Source organism: Murinocardiopsis flavida, from assembly GCF_003014485.1.
Classification (GTDB): Bacteria; Actinomycetota; Actinomycetes; order Streptosporangiales; family Streptosporangiaceae; genus Murinocardiopsis; species Murinocardiopsis flavida.
Window position 1 is genome coordinate 1 of the sequence record NZ_PYGA01000004.1, and the last position, 21,455, is coordinate 21,455.

At 72.3% G+C, this 21,455-nt stretch carries 28 protein-coding genes; 15 read left to right on the plus strand and 13 right to left on the minus strand.

Annotated elements, in window-relative coordinates; all coding sequences use genetic code 11:
• Positions 1–90 precede the first annotated feature (90 nt).
• Positions 91–861 carry an SDR family NAD(P)-dependent oxidoreductase gene (locus tag CLV63_RS07095; protein ID WP_106582120.1) on the minus strand — a complete coding sequence of 257 codons (771 nt, stop codon included), beginning with the start codon at positions 859–861 and terminating at the stop codon, positions 91–93.
• 53 nt (positions 862–914) lie between these two features.
• On the opposite strand from CLV63_RS07095, the gene CLV63_RS07100 reads away from it, so the two are divergent.
• Both CLV63_RS07100 and pabB read left to right on the plus strand, forming a co-directional pair.
• Positions 915–1,262 carry an ArsR/SmtB family transcription factor gene (locus tag CLV63_RS07100; RefSeq protein WP_106582121.1) on the plus strand — a complete coding sequence of 116 codons (348 nt, stop codon included), beginning with the start codon at positions 915–917 and terminating at the stop codon, positions 1,260–1,262.
• Between the two features lie 319 nt (positions 1,263–1,581).
• On the plus strand, positions 1,582–3,816 hold the full coding sequence (gene pabB / locus CLV63_RS07105; protein ID WP_106582122.1) for an aminodeoxychorismate synthase component I: 2,235 nt from the start codon (positions 1,582–1,584) through the stop codon (positions 3,814–3,816).
• 21 nt (positions 3,817–3,837) lie between these two features.
• Here pabB and CLV63_RS07110 read toward each other — a convergent pair whose 3' ends face one another.
• Positions 3,838–4,629, minus strand: a complete 792-nt coding sequence (locus tag CLV63_RS07110; RefSeq protein WP_106582123.1) for an SDR family NAD(P)-dependent oxidoreductase — start codon at positions 4,627–4,629, stop codon at positions 3,838–3,840.
• Positions 4,626–5,444 (minus strand): NAD(P)-dependent oxidoreductase, encoded by an 819-nt coding sequence (locus tag CLV63_RS07115; RefSeq protein ID WP_106582124.1) that lies wholly within the window; start codon positions 5,442–5,444, stop codon positions 4,626–4,628. The genes CLV63_RS07110 and CLV63_RS07115 overlap by 4 nt, the downstream gene beginning before the upstream one ends.
• Positions 5,445–5,609: 165 nt before the next feature.
• On the opposite strand from CLV63_RS07115, the gene CLV63_RS07120 reads away from it, so the two are divergent.
• Positions 5,610–5,945, plus strand: coding sequence for a winged helix-turn-helix transcriptional regulator (locus tag CLV63_RS07120; protein ID WP_106582404.1), 336 nt, complete (start codon positions 5,610–5,612; stop codon positions 5,943–5,945).
• A gap of 9 nt (positions 5,946–5,954) precedes the next feature.
• Here CLV63_RS07120 and CLV63_RS07125 read toward each other — a convergent pair whose 3' ends face one another.
• A complete protein-coding gene (locus CLV63_RS07125) occupies positions 5,955–6,581 on the minus strand; it encodes a hypothetical protein (protein ID WP_106582125.1) in 627 nt (208 codons plus the stop codon).
• A gap of 219 nt (positions 6,582–6,800) precedes the next feature.
• Here CLV63_RS07125 and CLV63_RS07130 point away from each other — a divergent pair, with 219 nt between their 5' ends.
• Complete coding sequence (locus tag CLV63_RS07130) at positions 6,801–7,112, plus strand: hypothetical protein (protein ID WP_106582126.1); 312 nt, start codon at positions 6,801–6,803, stop codon at positions 7,110–7,112.
• Positions 7,113–7,166: 54 nt separating this feature from the next.
• On the opposite strand, the gene CLV63_RS07135 is transcribed toward CLV63_RS07130, so the two are convergent.
• Positions 7,167–8,159 carry an exonuclease domain-containing protein gene (locus CLV63_RS07135; RefSeq protein ID WP_106582127.1) on the minus strand — a complete coding sequence of 331 codons (993 nt, stop codon included), beginning with the start codon at positions 8,157–8,159 and terminating at the stop codon, positions 7,167–7,169.
• A 164-nt stretch (positions 8,160–8,323) separates the two neighbouring features.
• Between CLV63_RS07135 and CLV63_RS07140 the strand changes: the two genes are divergently transcribed.
• From CLV63_RS07140 to CLV63_RS07170, 7 genes are all read left to right on the plus strand, one after another.
• Positions 8,324–9,145 carry a class I SAM-dependent methyltransferase gene (locus CLV63_RS07140; protein WP_106582128.1) on the plus strand — a complete coding sequence of 274 codons (822 nt, stop codon included), beginning with the start codon at positions 8,324–8,326 and terminating at the stop codon, positions 9,143–9,145.
• Between the two features lie 44 nt (positions 9,146–9,189).
• Entirely contained in the window at positions 9,190–9,894 is a 705-nt protein-coding gene (locus CLV63_RS07145; protein WP_106582129.1) for a metal-dependent transcriptional regulator, read from the plus strand.
• A gap of 496 nt (positions 9,895–10,390) precedes the next feature.
• Positions 10,391–11,350, plus strand: coding sequence for a metal ABC transporter substrate-binding protein (locus tag CLV63_RS07150; protein WP_394339752.1), 960 nt, complete (start codon positions 10,391–10,393; stop codon positions 11,348–11,350).
• Positions 11,347–12,108 carry a metal ABC transporter ATP-binding protein gene (locus CLV63_RS07155; protein WP_106582130.1) on the plus strand — a complete coding sequence of 254 codons (762 nt, stop codon included), beginning with the start codon at positions 11,347–11,349 and terminating at the stop codon, positions 12,106–12,108. The genes CLV63_RS07150 and CLV63_RS07155 overlap by 4 nt, the downstream gene beginning before the upstream one ends.
• Positions 12,108–12,983, plus strand: coding sequence for a metal ABC transporter permease (locus CLV63_RS07160; protein WP_106582131.1), 876 nt, complete (start codon positions 12,108–12,110; stop codon positions 12,981–12,983). Before CLV63_RS07155 ends, CLV63_RS07160 begins: the two co-directional genes overlap by 1 nt.
• Before the next feature lie 30 nt (positions 12,984–13,013).
• Positions 13,014–13,280, plus strand: coding sequence for a type II toxin-antitoxin system prevent-host-death family antitoxin (locus CLV63_RS07165; protein WP_106582132.1), 267 nt, complete (start codon positions 13,014–13,016; stop codon positions 13,278–13,280).
• Positions 13,277–13,534 carry a type II toxin-antitoxin system RelE family toxin gene (locus CLV63_RS07170; RefSeq protein ID WP_211301200.1) on the plus strand — a complete coding sequence of 86 codons (258 nt, stop codon included), beginning with the start codon at positions 13,277–13,279 and terminating at the stop codon, positions 13,532–13,534. The genes CLV63_RS07165 and CLV63_RS07170 overlap by 4 nt, the downstream gene beginning before the upstream one ends.
• A 44-nt stretch (positions 13,535–13,578) precedes the next feature.
• Here the strand turns inward: CLV63_RS07170 and CLV63_RS07175 are convergent, their stop codons facing one another.
• The 7 genes from CLV63_RS07175 to CLV63_RS34450 all read right to left on the minus strand — a co-directional run bounded on the left by CLV63_RS07175 (position 13,579) and on the right by CLV63_RS34450 (position 18,326).
• Positions 13,579–13,941: a MerR family transcriptional regulator gene (locus CLV63_RS07175; RefSeq protein WP_106582134.1), complete on the minus strand. Its 363-nt coding sequence runs from the start codon at positions 13,939–13,941 to the stop codon at positions 13,579–13,581.
• A gap of 77 nt (positions 13,942–14,018) precedes the next feature.
• Entirely contained in the window at positions 14,019–14,678 is a 660-nt protein-coding gene (locus tag CLV63_RS07180) for a hypothetical protein (RefSeq protein WP_106582135.1), read from the minus strand.
• Positions 14,679–14,751: 73 nt separating this feature from the next.
• On the minus strand, positions 14,752–15,357 hold the full coding sequence (locus CLV63_RS07185) for a response regulator transcription factor (protein ID WP_106582136.1): 606 nt from the start codon (positions 15,355–15,357) through the stop codon (positions 14,752–14,754).
• Positions 15,354–16,544: a sensor histidine kinase gene (locus tag CLV63_RS34975; RefSeq protein ID WP_106582137.1), complete on the minus strand. Its 1,191-nt coding sequence runs from the start codon at positions 16,542–16,544 to the stop codon at positions 15,354–15,356. The genes CLV63_RS07185 and CLV63_RS34975 overlap by 4 nt, the downstream gene beginning before the upstream one ends.
• A gap of 5 nt (positions 16,545–16,549) precedes the next feature.
• Positions 16,550–17,557 (minus strand): CPBP family intramembrane glutamic endopeptidase, encoded by a 1,008-nt coding sequence (locus CLV63_RS07195; protein WP_106582138.1) that lies wholly within the window; start codon positions 17,555–17,557, stop codon positions 16,550–16,552.
• 194 nt (positions 17,558–17,751) lie between these two features.
• On the minus strand, positions 17,752–18,102 hold the full coding sequence (locus CLV63_RS07200; RefSeq protein WP_106582139.1) for a VOC family protein: 351 nt from the start codon (positions 18,100–18,102) through the stop codon (positions 17,752–17,754).
• Between the two features lie 71 nt (positions 18,103–18,173).
• Entirely contained in the window at positions 18,174–18,326 is a 153-nt protein-coding gene (locus CLV63_RS34450) for a hypothetical protein (RefSeq protein WP_245928636.1), read from the minus strand.
• Positions 18,327–18,538: 212 nt separating this feature from the next.
• Between CLV63_RS34450 and CLV63_RS07215 the strand changes: the two genes are divergently transcribed.
• The 4 genes from CLV63_RS07215 (at position 18,539) to CLV63_RS07230 (ending at position 20,892) form a co-directional block, all read left to right on the plus strand.
• Entirely contained in the window at positions 18,539–19,009 is a 471-nt protein-coding gene (locus CLV63_RS07215) for a MerR family transcriptional regulator (protein ID WP_106582140.1), read from the plus strand.
• A complete protein-coding gene (locus tag CLV63_RS07220) occupies positions 19,002–20,039 on the plus strand; it encodes an NAD(P)-dependent alcohol dehydrogenase (protein ID WP_106582141.1) in 1,038 nt (345 codons plus the stop codon). Before CLV63_RS07215 ends, CLV63_RS07220 begins: the two co-directional genes overlap by 8 nt.
• Positions 20,040–20,170: 131 nt before the next feature.
• The gene (locus CLV63_RS07225) at positions 20,171–20,506 is read left to right on the plus strand and encodes an ArsR/SmtB family transcription factor (protein ID WP_106582142.1); all 336 of its coding nucleotides are present in this window, start codon (positions 20,171–20,173) and stop codon (positions 20,504–20,506) included.
• The gene (locus tag CLV63_RS07230) at positions 20,503–20,892 is read left to right on the plus strand and encodes a VOC family protein (protein ID WP_106582143.1); all 390 of its coding nucleotides are present in this window, start codon (positions 20,503–20,505) and stop codon (positions 20,890–20,892) included. The genes CLV63_RS07225 and CLV63_RS07230 overlap by 4 nt, the downstream gene beginning before the upstream one ends.
• A 27-nt stretch (positions 20,893–20,919) precedes the next feature.
• Here CLV63_RS07230 and CLV63_RS07235 read toward each other — a convergent pair whose 3' ends face one another.
• Positions 20,920–21,327, minus strand: coding sequence for a hypothetical protein (locus CLV63_RS07235; protein WP_211301201.1), 408 nt, complete (start codon positions 21,325–21,327; stop codon positions 20,920–20,922).
• Positions 21,328–21,455 lie beyond the last annotated feature (128 nt).

Here is a 21,455-nt window from a genome sequence, read left to right on the forward strand (position 1 = left end):
GGCAGGCCGACGATTCCCCAGAAGGACAACCGAAGCGTCAGTCAGGCGGAGAGTCAGACCTCCGGGCGATGCCACGGCTAATCCTCACTGTCAGGTGAGTTCGAGGCCGCCGTCGATCGTGAGGACCTGGCCGGTGAGCCACGTGGTGCCCGGGTCGGCCAGCCGCAGCACCCACTGGGCGACCTCACCGGGCTCGCCGCGGCGGCCCAGCGGGATCCGCTCGGTCTCCGCGTCCTTGATCTGGGCGACGGTGGACTCGGACAGCCCGGCGGCCGACAGCGCCTCGCTCTCGGTGGGGCCGGGCGCCAAGGCGTTGACCCGCACCCCCTCAGGGGCCAGTTCCAGCGCCCAGCAGCGCGTCAACTGCTCGATGGCGGCCTTGGAGGCCGCGTAGTGGGCGGCGCCGGGCAGCGGCCGGTGGCCGTAGGTGCTGGAGACGTTGACGATCGTGCCCTTGTGGTGGCGCAGGTGCGGCAGGGCCGCGGCGGCCAGGAGGCTGGGGGCGGTGACGTTGAGCGCGAACAACGCGGCGATGCGGTCCGCATCGGTTTCGGCCAGCGGCATCAACGCGGTGGCACCGGCGTTGTTGACGAGCGCGTCGATGCGGCCCCACCGGTCCGCGGCGGCCTCGGCCACCTCGGCGGGGGCGTCGGGGGCGCGCAGGTCGGCGGGGTGGGCGACGATGCCGGGATGCCCGGCAGCGGTCTCCTCGAGCGCTTCGCGGCGCCGGCCGACCCCCAGGACGCGGGCTCCGGCGCGGGCCAGGCTGATCGCGGTGGCGCGGCCGATACCCGATCCGGCGCCGGTGACGATCGCCACCCGTCCGTGGAGGTCGGTGTGCTGGTGGTGCGGCTGGGTCAACCCGGCCCCCTTGTTCGTTGTTCGTCGAATATCGAACAAGCTAGCATGGGGGCATGAGACGCGCGCATCACCCGGCGACCGAAGAGCTGTCATTGCCCGAGGTGATGGCGGCGCTCAGCGACCCGTTGCGCATCGGGCTCGTGCGGGTGCTGGCCGACGGCGCCGAGCGCGGGTGGGGCGAGCTGCGGGCACCAGTGGCCAAGTCCACGCTCAGCCATCACCTGCGGGTGCTGCGCGACGCGGGGGTGACCCGCACCCGGCAGGAGGGCACCCGCTGCTTCGTCACGCTGCGCCGCCAAGACCTGCAAACGCGCTTCCCCGGGCTGGTCGAGGCCCTGCTCGCGGCGGCAGGCGCCGAGGGTGTCGGCAGCGGCGTCCATCTCGCCCCCGGCGGCAACTGACCTCCCCGGCCTCGCTCCGGGGCAACGCCGGGAGCCGCCTGGTCGGGCGGAGCGCCAGCGGGAAGGTGCTCGGGGGCGGCGCGGGCGTGCGGGTCGTCGACCGGCCACGCCGAACCGCATCCCGTCGGCCGAGGCGATCAGCCCGCCGCCCACAGGAGGGGGTGGTCTGCGAGGCGGGGAAGGGCTCCTCCGGCGCCGAGGCCATGGTCGTGGCCGCCGACCGCAGGTCCGATCCGGCGGAACCACCCGGCCCCCTGCCGCCGGGGCACCCGCGCCTGGCACTCTTGCAGTGGCGGTGCGGAGCGACGGGGGAGGGCCCATGCGGGTGCTGCTGGTGGACAACCACGACTCCTACACCTACAACCTCTTCCAGCTCATCGCCTCGGTGCTCGGTGCCGAACCGGTCGTGTACACCAACGACGCGCCCGAACTCGGCCGCCTCGACTCGGTCGGCTTCGACGCGATCGTCGTCTCGCCCGGCCCCGGCCGCCCGCAGAAGCCGCGCGACCTCGGCGGGGTGCCCCGGCTGCTGGCCGGTTCCCCGGTCCCGGTGCTGGGCGTGTGCCTGGGCCACCAGGCCATCGCGCACCTCGCCGGTGCGCCCGTGGTCGCCGCCGACACGCCCCGGCACGGCCACCTCAGCACCGTCCGCCACACCGGCACCGGGCTGTTCGCGGACGTGCCGCCGGACTTCACCGCGGTGCGCTACCACTCGCTGTGCGTCCGGGAGCCCCTGCCCGAGGACCTGCGGGCCACCGCGTGGGCCGAGGACGGCGTGGTGATGGCGCTGGAGCACCGCACGCTGCCCCGCTGGGGGGTCCAGTTCCACCCGGAGTCCGTCGCCGGCGAGCACGGGCGCACGCTCGTCGCGAACTTCGCCGCGCTCGCGTCCCGGTCCCGGCGCGCGGTGACCGAAACCCGGCGGACGGGCCACGGCGGTACCGCGTCCGAAACCATGGCGCACCCCCCAGGGTCCGGGCAGGGCACCGGTGACCTGGGCACCGATGAACGCGCCATGTCCGAAACCCCGGAGGCGCCACCGCGGCCGCAATACGGTCGGGCGGGCGGCGGCCGGGACGCGCCCGGCCCCGCCGCCGGGTTCGCGGCCGGGGGCGCGGTCGAGGTCGCCGGGCTGCCGTTCGCCGTCGACTGCGAGCGCGCCTTCGCGCACCTCTACGGCGCGCGGGAGTACGCGTTCTGGCTGGACAGCAGCCGCGTCGCCGGGCCGGCCCGGTTCTCCTTCCTCGGCGACGCCTCGGGCCCCTCCGGCGAGGTGCTGACCTACCGGGTGGGCGACGGCGCCGTGTCGGTGCGGCCGACCGGCGGCGCACCCCTGCGGGAGGACGGCACGATCTTCGACGCGCTGCGCCGCCGGCTGCCCGGCGCTGCGGCGGCCACTGAGACCGGGCTGCCGTTCGACTTCGCCGGCGGCTACGTCGGCTACTTCGGGTACGAGCTGAAGGCCGACTGCGGCGCCGCCGCCGCGTACACCGCCGAGACGCCCGACGCGGTGTGGCTGCGCTGCGACCGCTTCGTCGCCGTCGACCACGCCGAGAACCGCACCTACGCGGTCGCCGCCGGGACCGGCGCCCGCGCATGGGCGGACAGAACAGCCGCGGAACTGCGCCGCCTACCGCCCCTGCCCCCGCTGCCCTCCGCGCAGGGCGCCGCCTCCGACGCGGTGTGGGAGTGGGAGCGGGAGCGCGACGGCTACACCTCCGACGTCAAGGAGTGCCTGGGCTACCTCGCGTCGGGCGAGAGCTACGAGATCTGCCTGACGACCCGGCTGCGCACGGCGGCGCCAGCCGACGACCTGGCGTTCTACCGGCGGCTGCGCGCCGCCAGCCCCGCGCCCTACGCCGCGCTGCTGCGACTGGGGGAGGTGACCGTGCACAGCGCCTCCCCGGAACGGTTCCTGCGGGTCGGCGCCGACGGAACGGCGGAGAGCAGGCCCATCAAGGGCACCGCGCCCCGCTCCGCCGACCCCGCCGCGGACGCCGCGCTGGCGGCGGAGCTGCGCGCGAGCCCCAAGACCCGCGCCGAGAACCTGATGATCGTCGACCTGCTCCGCAACGACCTGGGCCGCGTGTGCGCGGTGGGCAGCGTCGAGGTGCCCGACTTCATGTACGTCGAGTCCTATGCGACGGTGCACCAGCTCGTGTCCACGGTCCGGGGCCGCCTGCGGCCCGGTGTCGGCGCGCTCGACGCCGTCCGGGCATGCTTCCCCGGCGGGTCCATGACCGGCGCGCCGAAACTGCGGACGATGGAGATCCTGGACCGGCTGGAGGGCTCCCCGCGCGGGGTGTACTCGGGCGCGCTGGGGTTCCTGTCGCACAGCGGAGCGGCCGACCTGAGCATCGTCATCCGGACGGCGGTGCGCAGCGGCGACACGCTGACGATCGGCGCGGGCGGCGCCATCGTGCTCGCCTCCGACCCACACGAGGAGTACGAGGAGATGCTGCTCAAGGCGTCGGTGCCCGCGGGCGCGGCAGGTGCGGTCCGCTGCGCACCCGGACCGGAGCCCGGGTGCGCAGCGGACCCGCAGGGGGCCTGACCGGGCCCGGCCCGCCGCGCCCTACGCGACGGCGATGTCCTGGCCGGTGCCGCCGTCGACCGGCAGCTTGACAGCGGTACTGAAAGTGGCGTCGAAGGCGAGGAACAGCGCCGCCCGCGCGACCTCGTCGACGCTGCCGTGCCGCCTCATGGGGGTCTGCTCGTCGCCCACCCGGGAGAAGTCGGCCCTGAACGCGTCGGTGGCGTCGATCCCCATGGACGGCGTGTCGATGAAACCGGGGCTCACCGCGTTGACCCGGATCCCGCGCGGCAGCAGTTCCGCCGCGAACCCCTGGGTGAAGGACCACAGCGCGGCCTTGGACCCCGCGTAGGCGATCATGCCTGGGGCTCCGCCGGAGTCGGCGATCGAGCTGGTGAGCACGATCGATCCGCCGTCGCGGACCAGCGGAGCCAGCCGCTGCACGGTGAAGAACGCGCCCTTGGCGTTGATGTCGAAGTGCCGGTCATAGGTCGCCTCGGTGACCTGGTCGAAGGTCTCCAGGCGTGCGTAGCCGTGGTTGACGAAGAGGGCGTCGATACCGCCGAGCAGCAGCTCCGCCCGCGCCGCCAGCGCGTCGATGTCGGCCGGGGACGCGGCGTCGGAGCGCACGACGTGGGCGCGGGGCCCGAGTTCGGCCTGCGCCGCCTCGATCTTCTTCCCGTCGCGGCCGGTGACGATCACCTCCGCGCCGCCGTCGATCAGCGCCGCGGCGATCGCCAGGCCCATGCCGTGCGTGCCGCCGGTCACGACGGCCTTGGTCGCTGCGTTGAGGGCCACGGGGTCCGTGCCTTCCGTGTCGTAGGTGTGGTTCATCGGGCGGCGCCGCGCAGCATCCGGGCCCGCAGCAGCCGCATCAGTTCGGGGTCGACTCCACTGTCCGCACTGGCGTCGATGATGTTGTCCAGGGCGACCGCCTGCATGGCGAGGTTGGACTCGTCGTTGTCGGCGGTGCCCGCGTCGAAGCCCTCCGCTATCCCCGGGAGGCCCGCGAGCATGGCCTCCAGCCAGGAGGCGGCGAGCGGCGCGAACTCCACCGCCGGGACCTGCTGCGCGGCAACCATCGACAGCGCGTGCTCGAAGCCGCCGAACATCCCGTACATCGCGCTGAGCAGCGCGAGGTCCTGCAACGACGCGAGCCCGGGGTCCTCTCCGACGTAAGTGGCGGCGCCCAGCGCCGCCAGCAGCCCCTGGTGCTCCTCGAAGACCTCCCGCGGCCCGCTGTAGAGGATGAACGCCCCGGGCCCGCCGATCATCGGGGGGACCGCCATGATCCCGCCGTCGAGGTACCGGGCGCCCTGGTCCGCCGCCCACGCCGCTGTCGCGCGGGCCTGCTGCGGAGTGCCGTTGGTGAGGTTGACGACGGTCCTGCCCGCAAGTGCGCCGGGCGCCGCGGCGAGGACCGCACGCACCGAGGCGTCGTCCAGGACGCAGAGCACGACGACAGGGCTCGCCGCGACGGCGTCGGCGGCCGTGTCGGCGCGGGTCGCGCCCTTGGCGACAAGGGGATCGGCCTTCGCCGCCGTCCGGTTCCACACGGTGGTCGGATGCCCGTTGCCGAGCAGTGCGTCGGCCAGCGCCGTTCCCATCGCGCCGAGTCCGATGACCGTCACCGCTGTGCGGTCCGTCATTCTGCTGCCCCCAGTTCAGTGCCGTGGATGGTGCGCACGCGGAGTCCCGCGGCGGTCGCCGCCGGGTGCTGTGCGCTCATGTCGATCCTGGGGCTTTACTGCACTTACCTCAAGTACCTACTATTAAGTCAGGTACTGGTGTTTTGGTAAGAATTGGGGGCGGTCGTGAAGAAGCGCGCGTACACCTGCGGCCTCGACGCCGCCGTCGACGTCGTCGGCGGCAAATGGAAGGCGCTCCTGCTGTGGGCCCTGCACGAGGAGCCGCTGCGGTTCGGTGCGCTCAAACGGCTGGTCCCCGACATCAGCGAGAAGATGCTCATCCAGCAGCTCCGCGAGATGGAGACCTTCGGGCTCGTCCACCGCGAGGTGTACCACCAGGTCCCGCCGAAGGTGGAGTACTCGCTGACCGACCTCGGCACCTCGCTGAACAAGGCGCTCGAACCGCTCGGCGATTGGGGCGAGGAGCACATGGCCACCATCGAGGCGATCCCCAGGGACTGAACCCGCCGGCTACCCGCGGGTGTCGACGACCCGCAGGTGCGGGGCGAACTGCGTCGCGGCGCGCACGACCTCCTCCGGCGGCACGGTCCAGGCGCCGATCCGCAGCGCGTAGCGCAGCGCGATCGGCGGGGCCCCGCTCGTGCTGCTCGCCGCCAGCTCCCTGCGGGTCGGCGGCGCCTCCATCCCCGCCGTGGGAAAGAACGCGATGTAGTCGGCCGAGCGCACCACACCCTGCCGGACGGAGAACAGGCAGCACCCCGCGACCTCGAACCACTGCAACGGGCGGGCCAGACCAGAGGACGGCCAGGTCGACGCCGTGGTGACCCCATCGGCGTCGAGGCGCAGCAGGACCCGGCCCGGCCGCCGCCTGATCGCCGACATCAGCCCGTTGGCGGGGACGACCACCCCGATCAGGACGCCCATCACGACACCGATGACACCCTGCCACTCGCCCCGCAGGAGCACCGCGACGCCGCCGACGATCACGGTCAGGCCCACGAGAGCCAGCACCAGGTGCAGGAGTGCCATGCCGACACCGCGCCACGAGAGGCGCGTCGACACCAGGAGCGGCCCGCCGGGCGCGTGCGGCTGGGAGTGCGGCGGGGTGTGCGGCGTGGGCCGATGCGGGTCGTACACGCAGGGCATCCTACGGCCCGCCGCCCGGCCCCTCTCCCGCGCCGCCCGCCGGGCGCGCCACCGAGGGCATTTCCGACATGGCCCGATGATGGGCGATGATGGAGGCCCTGACGGACGGTCCCAGTGCCCCGGCCGACCACGACCGGCAGTCCACCGGCCGCGGCGACCGAGAGCGGTGCCCGGAGTACGGCGCGCCGCGGGACGGCAGCGAGGAGAGCGATGACCGAGGAAGCGGGCAAGCACACGCCGGCGAGCTTCACCCGGCTGGTCGTGGGCAAGGAGGCCGAACGGCGCCGGACCGTCGTCCACTGGGACATGTCCGTGCCCGATCACGTCCCCGGCGAGATCCGGCACGCGGTGTTCCACGTCGCGGACCGGGGCTGGTGCGTGTGGGCCACCACCAGCGACGAGGAGATCGTCACCCCCGCGGAACGGGACTTCTACCCGCTCGACGACGTCCTGCCCGACCGGTGGAGCCGGGTCGGCTGGCACGGCGTGCGCGTCCCCGCGTCCACCGCCGCCCCGCGCTGACTCCGGCTCGGCCGCCGCCCCCACCGAGACAACGCGGGGTGGCGGGGGCCGCGGTCAGGTCGTGGTCGGTGCCACGGCGAGCATCGCGAGGAACTCCGCCTCGGTCACGATCGCGATGCGCTGGCCCTGCGTCCGGTACTGCTCGGCGCGCTGGTGCTTCGCCGTGCGGACCGCGATGTCGGCGACCACCAGGACGTCGGTCTTCTTGGTGACGTTCTTCGCCGGGATCCCGCCGGCATCGGCGATGCGGTCCCACGCGTCCGGCTTCTCCATGGCGTCGAGCTCGCCGCTGATGCACACGGTCCGCCCGAACAGCGGGCCGAGCGTGTCGGCACCGGCGTCGGGTTCGGGCAGGGTCGCCCGCCCGATCTCCTGCCATTTGGCGAACCGGTCGGCGGCGGGCGTCGACCCCGTTCTCGCGGGGGAGGGCGTGCCGGGTGCGGGGGCCCACGGCGCCAGGCTGCTCATGGGCAGCTCTGCCGCGGCGGCGAGTTCGTGGAGGGGCATGGAACGGTCGGCGCCGTGCACCTCCATAGCGGCGAGCACGATGCGGGCGGCGGCCTCGGCGTCGGCCCGCGCCTGGTGGTGGCCCGTCAGCGAGTGCTTGATGTGTTCGCACACCGTGGGCAGCCGGTGGTCGGACAGCTCCCGCCAGGTGCGCCGCGCCAGGGCGAGCGTGCAGGCGTAGGTGAGCGGGGGCCGGGGCGTCGCGGTGAGCTCGCAGGCGCGCCGCACCACGCTCATGTCGAAGGACGCGTTGTGCGCGACGAGCGGCCCGCCATCGGCGAAGGCGATGATGCGGTCGAACGCCTCGCGCCAGGTCACCGCCTCGGTCCCGCCGCGGCCCTCGTAGACGTCCTCGGCGGTGATGCCGTGGATCGCGGTGTTGCGGTATGAGAAGTGGCCGACCTGCTCGGGCGGGCGGATGAGCATGTCGTCCCAGTCGGCGATGTCGCCGTCGCGCACCTTCACCAGGCCGACCGAACACGCGCTGCCGCGGTCGTTGTTCGCGGTCTCGAAGTCGATCGCGGTCCAGGTGTCGGCCACCGTGCTCACTCCGTCCCACTGCTGTGTTCGCCCCCAATGAGGCTAACGGCGGGACGGCCGCGGTGAGACCGGATCGGGCACAGCGGAGGACCCCGGTTTCGGCCCGGCGGGCGCCGGGCACGTCCATGTCGGTGCTCTCAGCCCCTGGATGGAGGCGGTCCACCATGCCGCAGGGTCCGGCCGACGGCCGCGAGGCGCTCCGCGCCGCCATGTACGGCGCCGACGACCTGTCGTCGTTCGCGCTGTTCTCGGGGAGCTACATCAACTTCGGCTACTGGGACCGCGGCGGCCACGGCCTCGCCGACCCGCTCACCGTCGCCGAGCGCACGCTCAGCCAGCAGGACATGTACCGCGCGGTCGCCGAACGGCTCGACATCGGGCCGGGGCACCGGCTGCTGGAGGCCGGGTGCGGGATCGGGGTCGGCGCGGCGCTGGTCCTCAACGAGTTCGCCCCGGCGGCGGTGTACGGGGTGGACCTGTCGGGCGAGCAGGTCGACCGCGCGTGGCGGGTCAACACCACCACGCTGGAGGCCCATCCGGGGCGGCTCGGCTTCCAGCGGGCCTCCGCGCTGGACCTGCCGTGGCCCGATTCCAGCTTCGACGCCGTGTACTCGGTCGAGGCGGCCCAGCACTTCGACGACCTCGCGCGGTTCGCCGCCGAGGCGCGCCGGGTGCTGCGCCCGGGCGGCCGGCTCGCCGTCGCCACCTTCTTCGCCACCGGCGAGGGCGGCGGCGCGGCACTCGCCGAGCTCATCGAGACCGTGCGCAGCGGCGTCGACGTGCTGCACCCGGTGGCGGGGTTCACCGCCGACCTGCGGGCCGCCGGGTTCACCGGGGTGCGGGCCGACGCCATCGGCGAGCACGTGTGGCCGTACTTCGACGCCTGGATCGCGCACACGGAGTACCGCGACACCTGGGGCCGCAACTGGCTGCGCGCCTACCGCGAAGGGCTGGTCGACTACCACCTGGTGACCGCCACCGGATGAACCGCTACTCGGTAGCGCTACCGGGTAGCGGTACCGTTGCGGGCATGGCGAGTGCATCCGAGCGGCCGTCCACCTCGGTCGAAGACTATGTGAAGGTCGTATACGACCTTCAGGAGCGCGGCTCGGGCCAGGTGACCATTTCGCGGGTCGCCGAGCGGCTGGCCGTGTCGAACTCCTCGGTGTCGGGGATGCTGCGCAAACTGGCCGAGCAGGGCCTGGTCGACCACCAGCGCTACGGCGACGTCCGGCTCACGCCCGGCGGCGAGAAGCTGGCGCTGGCCGTGCTGCGGCGCCACCGCCTGCTCGAGTCCTACCTGGTCGAGGCGTTGGGCTACTCCTGGGACGAGGTGCACGACGAAGCCGAGATCCTGGAGCACGTGGTCTCCGACCGGTTCGTCGACCGGATCGCCGCGCACCTCGGCGATCCCGTGGTCGACCCGCACGGCGACCCCATCCCCAGCCGCGAGGGGCGGGTGCAGCAGCGAGCGACCGTGCTGCTGTCGCAGTCCGACCCCGGGTGCGTGGGCGTCATCGTGCGGGTGAACGACTCCGACCCCGAACTGCTGCGCTACCTCGCCGACCACGGCATCGGCATCGGCATGCGGGTGGAACTGGTCGAGCGCAAGCCGTTCGGCGGCCCGATCGTCGTCCGGGTGGGCCCGCCGGACGAGTGCGTCGAGCAGTCACTCGGCGCGGTCGCCGCCGAGGCCGTGTGGGTGGACCCGGCCGACCTCGGCGTCGCCCGCTAGACCCACTGGACCAGGAATGTCCCGCGGGTCGTGATTCAGCCGGAACGGAGCGCTGAACAGCACGGATCCGCGTAACCACGTTGCCGCACGTTCACGCCTCGCGCCGGGGCCGGGGGCCAAGAGCGCCCTTCCCCAAAAGCGGACCTGGGCAAGGCTGCCGTTGAGCCTGCGCAGCAGCGTCGGCCGAAGCGAATCCCGGGCGCCCTCTGCACGGGGATGACCCGATGGCCGGGGCGGGGCGACGCGGGAACGTCTCCGGGGGTTCCGTGGAGGGCCGGGCCTGGCGGTCGTCGTCCACGACGGGTGTCGGCCGTCGCGGGCCCCCGCTGCGCGACAATCGCGAAGCGGCGCAGTAGGGGCGTGCGCAGGCTTCCCGGCAGCCTGGCAACGGTCTCCTGGAGCGGGGACGCTCTCGCCCCGAACTTCTCCGGTCCGAACCGGGGTGCCTGGGGTCCCGGGCGGTTGATGTGCCCCGTTCTGTGGTACAAAGTTTGGTGTGCCGAACTTTAAAGATTGGCAACCCGTCCGCCGGATCGCGTGCAGGTGGGCCGCGCCGCTGCTGCTCACCGCCGCGCTGCTCGCCGGGTCCGGCTGCGCCGGCCCCTCGGCCGCCCAGGTCGACGGGCGGCCGCAGGTCCTCACGACCTTCACCGTCCTCGCCGACATGACCCGCGCCGTCGCGGGCGACGCGGTCGCCGTCCACTCGGTCATCCGCCCCGGCGCCGAGATCCACGAGTACGAGCCCAGCCCCGACGACCTGATCCGCGGGCTGCGCTCCGACCTCGTCCTCGACAACGGGCTCGGGCTGGAGCTGTGGTTCGCGAAGTTCACCGAGCGCGTCGAGGCGCCGTCGGCGACCGTCAGCAAAGGGGTGCGGACGATCCCCATCCGCGCCGGGTCCTACCGCGGCAAGGCGAACCCGCACGCGTGGATGTCGCCCCGCAACGCCCTGATCTACGTCGACAACATCCGCGATGCCCTGAGCGGGCTCGCGCCCGGCCACGCCGACGAGTTCGCCGCCAACGCCGCCGCCTACAAGAAGGAGATCCGCGCGATCGACGCGCGGCTCGGCGACGCGCTCGGCGCCCTGCCCGAGTCCAAGCGGGCGCTGGTCACCTGCGAGGGTGCGTTCTCCTACCTGGCGCGCGACGCCGGCCTGGACGAGCGCTACCTGTGGCCGGTCAACGCCGAGGGCGAGCCCACCCCGCAGCAGATCGCCTCGGTCGTGGACTTCGTCCGCGACAACGAGGTGCCGGCGGTGTTCTGCGAGAGCACCGTCAACGACAGCGCGCAGCGCCAGGTCGCGCGCGAAACCGGCGCCGCGCTCGGCGACAAGCTCTACGTCGACTCGCTGTCCGGACCCGACGGCCCGGTGCCCCACTACCTGGACCTGCTGCGCTACGACACGGAGGCCATCATCGACGGATTGACGCGCACACCGGGGGAGGGGCCGTGACCGCGGAGACGGCGGTCGAGCTCGACGGCGTCACCGTCCGCTACGGCGACGTCCTCGCCCTCGACGCGGTGACCCTGCGGCTGGCGGCCGGCCGGGTGCACGCCCTGCTCGGCACCAACGGGTCGGGCAAGTCCACACTGTTCAAGGCCGTCACCGGGATGCTCGCGCCGCAGCGCGGCTCGGTCCTGCTGTACGGCCACAGCCCGGACGCCGCGCGCAAGCGCGGCCTGGTGGGCTACGTCCCGCAGTCCGAGCAGGTCGACTGGGAGTTCCCGGTGCGGGTCGCGGACGTCGTCATGATGGGCCGCTACGGGCACATGGGCTTCACCCGGCGGCCGCGCGCCGCCGACCGCGCGGCCGTCGACGCGGCGCTGGAGCGCACCGGGCTCACCGAACTGGCGGGCCGCCAGATCGGGGCGCTGTCGGGCGGGCAGCGCAAGCGGGTGTTCGTGGCGCGCGGCATCGCCCAGGGCGCCCGGCTGTTCCTGCTCGACGAGCCGTTCGCCGGTGTGGACAAGGGGTCGGAGGCGACCATCATCGAGGTCCTGCGCGCCATGCGCGACGACGGCCACACCCTGCTGGTGTCGACCCACGACCTGGCCGGGGTCCCCGCGTTCAGCGACGACGCGGTCCTGTTGCAGCACCGAGTGGTCGCCCAGGGGCCGCCCGAGGAGGTCCTGACGCCGGACCTGCTCCTCGACGCGTTCGGCCTGCGCGCCGGCGACGCGGCGGGGGCGCGCGGCGAGGGGGTGCGGTGATGGAGTGGACGCAGTGGATCACCATCCCGCTGGAGTTCGAGTTCATGCGGCGGGCCCTGCTGGTGAGCGTCGTGGCCGGCGGGGTCTGCGCGGTGCTGTCGTGCTGGATGACGCTGATCGGCTGGTCGCTGCTCGGCGACGCGGTCTCGCACGCGGTGCTGCCCGGTGTGGTGCTGTCGTACCTGTTCGGCTTCCCGTTCGCCGTGGGCGCGCTGGTGTTCGGCGCGGGCTCGGTCGCCCTGATCGGGGTCGTGAACCGGACGTCCCGGGTCAAGGAGGACGCCGTCATCGGGATCGTGTTCACCGCCATGTTCGGCATCGGGGTGGTGCTGATCTCCAAGATCCCCAGCGACACCGACCTGATGCACATCCTGTTCGGCAACGTGCTGGGGGTCTCCGACTCCGGGATCGCGCAGATCCTCGTGATGGCGGCGGTGGTCCTCGCCGCGGTGGCGGCGAAGCACCGCGACCTCACCCTGTTCGCGTTCGACCGCACGCACGCCCACGCCATCGGCCTGAACCCGCGCCGGCTGGAGGCGCTGCTCCTCGGGATGCTGTCGGTGACCGTGGTGATCGCGCTCCAGGCGGTCGGCATCATCCTCGTGGTCGCCATGGTGATCATCCCCGGGGCGACCGCCTACCTGCTGACCGACCGGTTCGAGCGGATGCTCGTCATCGCCGTCGCGGTGTCGGTGGCGGCGTCGGTCGCGGGCACCTACGCCAGCTTCTACCTGAACGCCGCCACGGGCGGCGCCATCGTGGTGATGCAGGCGGCGGCGTTCGCCCTGGCCTACCTGTTCGCCCCCGCCCAGGGAGTCATCTGGCGAATCGAAACCCGCCGCGCGGCGCCCGGTACTCGAACCACGGTCATGTGAACCATGTGTACACATGGTACGCTTTCCGATATGAGTGAAGCACCGACCGAATCTGTCCGCGAGGTACGCCAGCACCTGGCCGACGTCGTCGACCGTGCCGACCGCGACGATACGTCGACGGTCATCACCCGCCGCGGAAAGGAGGTGGCGGCAGTCGTGCCGATCGATGTTCTGCGAAAGTTCGAATACTACGAGGAGCAGGCGATCGTCCGCATGGTCCAGGAGCGGATGAAGAATCCGGAACCGGGGATTCCAATGGACGAAGTGATGGCCGAATTCCTGACTGAGGAATCATGAAGTATCGGACAGTATTCCGCCCTGAAGCTCGCACGGAAATGCGGAAGCTTCCGCAGAAGACAGCGATGGGCATTTTCAGGAAGCTGGCTGAGCTAGAGACGGACCCGTACGCCTTCGGGACAACAGCCCTCGTCGGGTCACCTGAGCTTCGGCGGCTGCGTGTTGGCGACTACCGCGTCATCTATACACTAAAAAATGGCGACTTGATTATTTGGGTCCTTCACGTAGGTCATCGATCCAGTGTCTATGAATGAACCGAAAGCGCATTCCGTCGAATCCTCCGCCGTGTCCCCTCTCCTCAGCCCGGGGTGGGGACCGGGGTGGCGATGATGCGGGCGAGTAGGGTGCGGGCCGATTCGAGTTCGGCGATGGAGGCGGCGATCCGGTCGTGTTCGCCGCCGAGCGCGTCGAGGAGTTCGGGGCAGCCCGCGGCGAGCCCCTCGTTCCCCTCGACCATGCAGGGCAGGATCTCGGCGATCATCGCGGTGCCCAGTCCGGCGGCGAGCAGCAGCCGGATCCGGCGGACCGAGTCGAGATCGTCCTCGCTGAACTCGCGGTACCCGCTGGGCCGCCGCACGGGCCGCAGCAGCCGCTGCTCCTCGTAGTAGCGCAGCGCCCTGCTGCTCACACCGCTGCGCCGCGACAGCTCACCGATGCGCATGTGACCTCCGACACGGGTGATCGACTCTCGCGTCGATGTGAAGCTACAGCGTAACCGCCATGGCCGGGGCGGTGTTGCTATTGCGCCATGGAGTCCAGCAGCCAGTTATGGCGCAAGCGCAGGGCGCGCTCCATGCCGGCCGCGGCGGCGGCGAGCGTGAGCGCGGTGTTGAGCCAGAACGGCAGATGGACGGGCGACGTGAAGGTCCCGAAGCGCTCGGCAACGGGGGGCAGTTGGAAGGCCACGTCGAGGAGCTGCGGGATGAGGAGCAGCAGCGGGATGACGAGGACGACCACCGAGCAGCGGCCGATCCAGCGGCTCAGGACGGGGCGCTCGCGGTCGAGGCGCGCGCGGCGGCCCTCGCCGGAGCGCGGATCCGGGTCAAGCTGGCGTTCGGCCCCCTCGGCGGTGACGTAGTGGCAGCGCTTGAGGCCGAACGCCGATGCGGCGACCTCGATCACGCCGCCCTGGACGGGAAAGGCGGCGGGGAGCGTGGACACGGCGTGCTGCCTGCCGTCGAGGTACAGGTGGGCCTTTCCCTTGCCGTCGTCGGAGAAGAGCCGCAGCAGATAGTTGACGTCTACGGCGTAGACCATGAGTCGGCCGCCATCGTCCTCCACCGGGAGGTAGAACAGCGCGCGGGACGTCGGCTGCCACCAGCGGAACGGCTTCAGCCGACGGCCGTCGCCCGGTGTGATCCGTCGCGCGGCGCGACGCCGCGACCACTCTTTGAACATGTCGGACTCCTGGTTGTCATGCGTCACCGCCCCGGCGGTGCGCGGATCGGTTGGGGGACTCCGGCGGCGGGGCTCAGATCCAGCCGTGCTGGGCGGCGATGCGCGCGGCCTCGTGGCGGTTGGCGGTGTCGAGCTTGGCGATGGCGGCCGCGAGGTGGTTGCGCACGGTGCCCCGCGACAGCGAGACGCGCCGGGCGATCTCCTCGACGGGCGCGCCGTCGCGCGCCAGGGCGAGGATGTCGGCCTCGCGCGGGCTGAGCGGGGAGTCGCCCGCGCTGATCGCCTCGGCGGCCAGCTCGGGGTCGACGTAGCGGCCGCCGCCGGCGACCTTGCGCACGACATCGGCGAAGGTGCGCGAGGAGACGGTCTTGGGGAGGAAGCCGCGCACGCCCACGGCCAGCGCCGACTTCAGATAGCCGGGACGGCCGTGGGAGGTCACGATGACGCACCGGCAGTCCGGCAGCTCGGCCGCGAGCCGCCGGGCGACCTCGATGCCGTCGGGACCGGGCAGTTGCAGGTCGAGCAGTGCCACGTCGGGGCGGACCCGCAGGGCCGTGGCCAGGGCCTCGTCGCCGGAGGCCGCCCGGCCGACGACCTCGAATCCGTCCTCCAGTTCGAGCAGCCCGGCGATGGCGTCGCGGATGAGGTGTTCGTCGTCGGCGACGAGGATGCGCGTCATGCTGGGTCGTCCTTCGGGAGCGGGATCGTGGCGTCGAGCAGGAACCAGGTGCCGTCGCGGCGCGTGCTGAGGCGCCCGCCGAGCGCGTGGATCCGCTCGGCCATCGAGCGCAGCCCCGTGCCCCCGCCGTCCGCGTCGCCGGTCTCGCCGGTCGGCGCGGAGCCGGGGGCGGCGGCCCCGTCGTTCGCGATGGTGAGGAGCACCTCCCCGTCCTCGTGCGCGGTCGCGAGGGTGACGCGGGTGGCCGCGGAGTGGCGCAGCAGGTTGGTGACGCCCTCGCGGACGACCCAGGCCAGGGCCTCGGCGCACTCCTCGGGCACGGGGTCGCCGGTCACCGTGCAGCGGATGCCGGCCGACTCCAGCAGCGATCGGGCACCCGACACCTCGCCGTCCCAGGTGGTGCGGAGCTCGCCGCGCACGACGTGGCGGACCTCGGTGCCGGCCTCCTCGGCGAGCCGCTGGACCTCGGTGAGCTCCGCAGCCGCCCGGTCGTCGCGGCCGCGCTTGACGAGTTCCGCCGCCAACGAGCTCTTGACCGCGATGGCGGCCAGCGTCCGGCCGAACACGTCGTGCAGGTCGCGGGCGATGCGCAGGCGCTGGTTCGCCAGCGCGAGCGCGGCGCGGTCCTCGTGCGCCGCCTGGAGTTCGAGCAGGACCCGCAGCATCCACGCGCTCGACCAGCAGACCCACAGGATGACGCTGATCATGACCGCGCCGGTCAGCAGGAGGGCGACGTCCCCGAATCCCAGGAGGGGGACGGCGAGGACGAGCAGCGCCGCATGGAGCAGCAGGGCCCGGCGGGCGTTCAGGACCGGGGCGAAGCTCGCGCCGGCCGCGCCGATCGCCGCCGCGACCGTCATGCCCATACCGTGCAGGGGGATCAGGAAGGTCGCGGCGACCAGGGCGGCGAGGACCAGCAGCCAGGCGGCGACGCCGCCGGCGGGGAGCCGCCGTGCGCGCCCGACGAGGGTGTCGATACTCCATCGGGTGACGAGGACGTTCCCGGTGACCAGGGCGAGGGACAGCACGACCGCCGCGATCCACGCGGCCAGGGGCGCTCCGGTGAGCCGGTCGGCCCACCGCACGGTCCCGAGCAGGGTGCCGACCGGGGTCGCGAGGGCGAAATAGGTGGACCAGCGCACGAAGGACTCGAACCTGCGTGCGCCGACCAGCTGCGAATCGCGCATGCCCGTCATTGTGCCGCCGGGACCCGCGCGGGCCGTGCGTGCGGGTGGGACGGGGCGGTGTGCGCGGGGGTCAGGGCGGGTCCCGTCTTGCGGGTGCGTAGCCACACCACGGCCGCGATCGCGGCGACGGTCACGGTGGGCACGAGCAGGACGGGCGACCCGGTGCCCGCCGAACGGTCGGAGATGGAGCCGCCGATGTCGGAGTGCAGGACAGTGGCGATGACGAAGGTGAGCGTGTTGAGCAGCGCGTGGATGACGGCCGCGGTCTCGATGCCGCCGGTGCGCCAGGTGAGGACGGCCAGGCTGAGGGCGAGCGTGAAGTACCAGATGTTGATCCACGGGTCGTCCGCACCGTGGATGCCCATGAAGATCAGGCTGGAGACGAGGACGCCGACGACCAGCGCCGTGCGCGGCCCGCGGTTCCAGCTCCCGGCGACCCGGAAGACGAGCCCGCGCAGGCCGTACTCCTCGCCGGTCGTCTGAAGGGGGGTCAGCAGGAGGGTGACGACGAGGATGCCGATCAGGTCGGCGACCGGCCAGTGGGTCTGCTCGATGGGCATCGAGAGGTTCAGGATCACCATGGCGATCAGCCAGACGGGGCCGATGAGCAGGAGCGCCCTGCCGAACACGTCGAGCCGGAAGCGCGAGAGCACGGAGTGCAGCGAGGGGCCCCGCACGCCGTAGAGCCACCGTTGGATGAGCATGCTCCACGGGATGAGCAGGGCGAGGCCGAGCATGGTGAAGCCGTGGTACACCGGCGTGTAGTCGGTGCCGCCGCTCGCCGGGTTGGTCCTGCCCATCTGCGTGTCGATGAAGGCGGCGGCCTGGACCGCGGCGAAGCTGAAGACGAACAGCCCCGCTATCAGCAGCACGATGGCGAGGATGCCGCGGCCGATGCGGCGCTTGTCGCCGGCGAGCACGCGGTGGTACTCGACACCGGGCGGGACCGGCCTCGGTCCGCGGCGGCGGCTCGGGGCCGGAGTGGTGGGGAAGCGGTGGTCGTCGTGGTCCATGCTCCGAACGTAAGCCGGAGCATGGCCGTCACAGAGTGTCACGGATCATGGATTCTCTCCGCGCCCCGCACGGGCCGGGCATGACATCTGTCATGCGGTGGCGGCGCGCGGGGCAGGGCCCGTGGGCGGGCGCCCCGTTCCGCCGCCCCGCAGTCGGCGCCGCCCGCGCTGCGACGGGATCGCGGAAGCGGTGGTCAGCCCGGTTCGAGGAGGCAGAACTCGTTGCCTTCCGGGTCACACAGCACCACCCATCCGGCGTCGTCGGACTGCCCCACATCGGCGCGCGTGGCCCCTCTGGCGACGAGGTCCGCCACCGCCGCCGCATGGTCCTCTGGATACAGGTCGAAGTGCAGCCGGTTCTTGGCCCGCTTGGCGTCGCCGACGCGCACGAAGAAGAGGGATGCCGAGGTCCGGTCGGACGGCCGGACCTCGACACCGTCGGGGTCGGGGTCCATGACGTCCCAGCCGAGGGTCTGCGCCCACCACCGCGCGAGAGGCAGCGGCTCCCGCGTGTCGATGGTCACGGCCGCCAATCTGATCTCCATGGCCGCAACCCTACTGGCGGAGCCCCACAGGGCGCTCGCGGCACGGCCGCGATCGCGTGTCCCGCCCGCGGTCACGCCTTGCGGGCGGCCAGGATCTCCAGGTAGTGGGGGTTGTACATGATCCCGAGGATGTTGCCGAACGGGTCGACCACGGAGGCCGTGACGTAGCCCGAATTACCGTGGTTCGTGAGCGGGTGGGAACCCGCAGGGAACCCGTGGGGCAACTACCGCTGCCGGGGCGCCGACATCGAAGGCTACGAGTGGACCTTCGGCACGTACCGCCCAGGGGAGCCCCCCGGCGGCTGGTCGCAGCGCGGCGGCTACGGGGAGGACCTCTCCGCCACGGGCCTGCGGGCCCGTGGCGGTGGCCGGACGTCCCGGTTCGGAGCACGCGACGATTTGCGCTGGAGTGCACTCCACCTCCTACCGTCGGACCATGACCGACTCCACCGGGCCGGACCCGGTCGGCATCCGAGCGGTGTCGGAGCTGACCGGGCTGAGCCTCGACACCCTGCGCTGGTACGAACGCGAGGGGCTGCTGCCCCTGGTCGAGCGCAGCGACGGCGGGCAGCGCCGCTACCCGCCGGCCGCGATCCGGTTCATCCGGCTGGTGCAGGTGCTGCGCCGCACCGGGATGCCGGTGGACGACGTCCGGGACTTCGTGCAGATGGGCTCGGGGCTGGAATGGCACGGCGCGCGCACGGCGCTGCTGGAGCAGCGCGCGGCCGCCATCGAGGAGCAGATCGCACAGCTCCACCAGGACCTCGCCGTCGTGCGGGAGAAGATCGCGCACCACCGCGACCTGCAACAGCGGGGTCTGGACTGCGAGGACGAGATCGCCGCCGCAGCCCCGCATTCGGGCGGGGCCGGTCAGCGGCCGGAAACGAACGGGGACGGCCATGCGTGAGGTCAGGGGATGGGCGGCGCCCGCGAGCGGCGCGGCCCTGGTGCCGTGGGATTTCGAGCGGCGGGAACCGGGGGACCGGGACATCGCGGTGCGCATCCGCTACTGCGGTGTGTGCGCCAGCGACCTCGCCGCGGTGCGCCGCGGCGATCCGGCGGCGTTCCCGCTCGTACCGGGGCACGAGATCGTCGGGGAGGTCGCCGCGGTCGGCGCGGCGGTCTCCCGCTTCTCGGTCGGCGACCAGGTCGCGGTGGGCAACATCGTCGACTCCTGCCGCGTCTGCGCCGCGTGCCGGGCCGGCCGGGAGAACTGGTGCCACGACGGGGTCACCCTCACCTACGGCGGCACCGACCGGGTCGGCGGCGCGCGCACCCAGGGCGGGTTCTCCGCCGAGTACGTCGTCGACGAGCACTTCGCCTACCCCGTGCCGAGCGGCTTGGACCCGGCGGGCGTGGCGCCTCTGATGTGCGCCGGGATCACCACCTATGTGCCGCTGCGGCGCTGGGGCGCCGGTCCCGGGCGGACGGTCGGCGTCGTCGGGATGGGCGGGCTGGGGCACATCGCCCTCAAACTGGCCCACGCCATGGGCGCCGAGGTCGTGCAGTTCACGACCTCCCCAGCGAAGGCCGCCGAAGCGCGCCGGATGGGCGCCGACGACGTCGTCCACTCCCGCGACGAGCGCCGGATGGCCGAGCAGGCGGGCCGCTTCGACCTGATCCTCGACACCGTCGGCGCACCGCACGCGCTGGAACCGTATCTGGGCGCCCTCGCGATCGACGGCACCCTGTGCATGGTCGGCATCCCCGAGCAGGAGGTGCGCGTCAACCCCCTCAGCCTGATCGTCGGCGCGAAGTCCCTGGCCGGTGCCGGCAGCGGTGGCACCGGTGAGACCCGGGAGATGCTCGACTTCTGCGCGGAGCACGGCATCACCGCCGAGACCGAGGTCCTGCCCGCGGACGAAGTCGAGTCCGCCCTCGACCGGTTGGCGCGCAACGACGTCCGCTACCGGTTCGTCCTCGACATGGGCCACTGAACGGCCCGCTGACGCGCAGGTCACGGGCGTGGCGGACCGCCGCGGGCAGGGCCGGTCGCGCGATACTGGGGTGAGGGCACGTCCTGCCCCTGATTGACAGGCAAGCATTGACTTGCATAACGTGTGTGCGCATGGGAGACGTCTTCAGGGCACTGGCCGATCCCACGCGCAGGGCGATCCTCGACGAGCTGACCGACCGCAATGGGCAGACGCTCTTCGAGATCTGCGCCCGGCTGGCCACCAAGCACGGGCTCAGTTCGTCGCGGCAGGCGATCTCGCAGCACCTCGACGTCCTGGCGGACGCCGACCTTGTCGAGACCAGGCGCGAGGGCCGGTACAAGTTCCACTCCATCAACACCAGGCCGCTCGAACCGATCATCGCCCGGTGGCTCGACACGTCCGACGACGACTCCGGCGGCCGCCCCGGCGGCGGCGCCGACACCGAAGGGAACAGGGGGCCGACATGAGAGTGAACCTGGCGAGCGTGCTCGTCGACGACCAGGAGAAGGCGCGGCGGTTCTATACCGAGGTGCTGGGGTTCGTGCTGAAGCACGACATCCCGATGGGCGAGGCCAGCTGGCTGACCGTGGTGTCACCGGAGGACCCGGGCGGCACCGAGCTGGTCCTCGAACCCAGCGGCCACCCTGCGGCGAAGCCGTTCAAGGACGCGCTGGTCGCCGACGGCATCCCGTACACCTCCTTCGCCGTCGAGGACGTCAAGGCCGAGTACGAGCGGCTGAGCGGCCTCGGCGTGCGCTTCACCCAGGAGCCCACGGACATGGGCACGGTGATCACCGCCGTGTTCGACGACACCTGCGGCAACCTCATCCAGATCGCCCGCGAGACCACCTGACCCACCCACCCGGCCATCCCGGCCCGATCACACGCGCTCCAAAGCGCCGGAGGTGATGAACACGCCGCGTTTGCGGAAGGAGAGTGGAGACTCTCGCAGGGCCAGCGGGTGCATTCCACGCAGATCGGTGACGAACCACCAGTCGACGGTGACCCGATCCGCGCTCGTAGCCCACCTCGGTACCTTCCAGCCGTCGCGGCGCGCGAGATGCTCCGCAAGTGCCGCGAAGGCGGCATCGACACGCCTATCACCTGTAGGTGACGGAGCGTCGGTGAAAAGAGCCGCCGCGTTTTCCACACCTTCGCTGCTGAGGCGGCTCTCATAGGCATCGAGTAGCTGGATGACCGTGAATCTCCAGACATCCTTGAGCGGCTCGCCATCGCGCAACATGCGGGTGGCTTCTCTGCCCGCACCGGTGAGCGTGAACCTGTCCATGTGAGCAACCTCCTCATCAGAGGATAAGGGTCCCGTGTTACCGGACCCCCGATTTCCGGTGCGCGAAGCAGGGGAGAGAACCGCAGCAGATCCCCATGTCTCTTCGGGCATCGGGATGAACCGGGCGC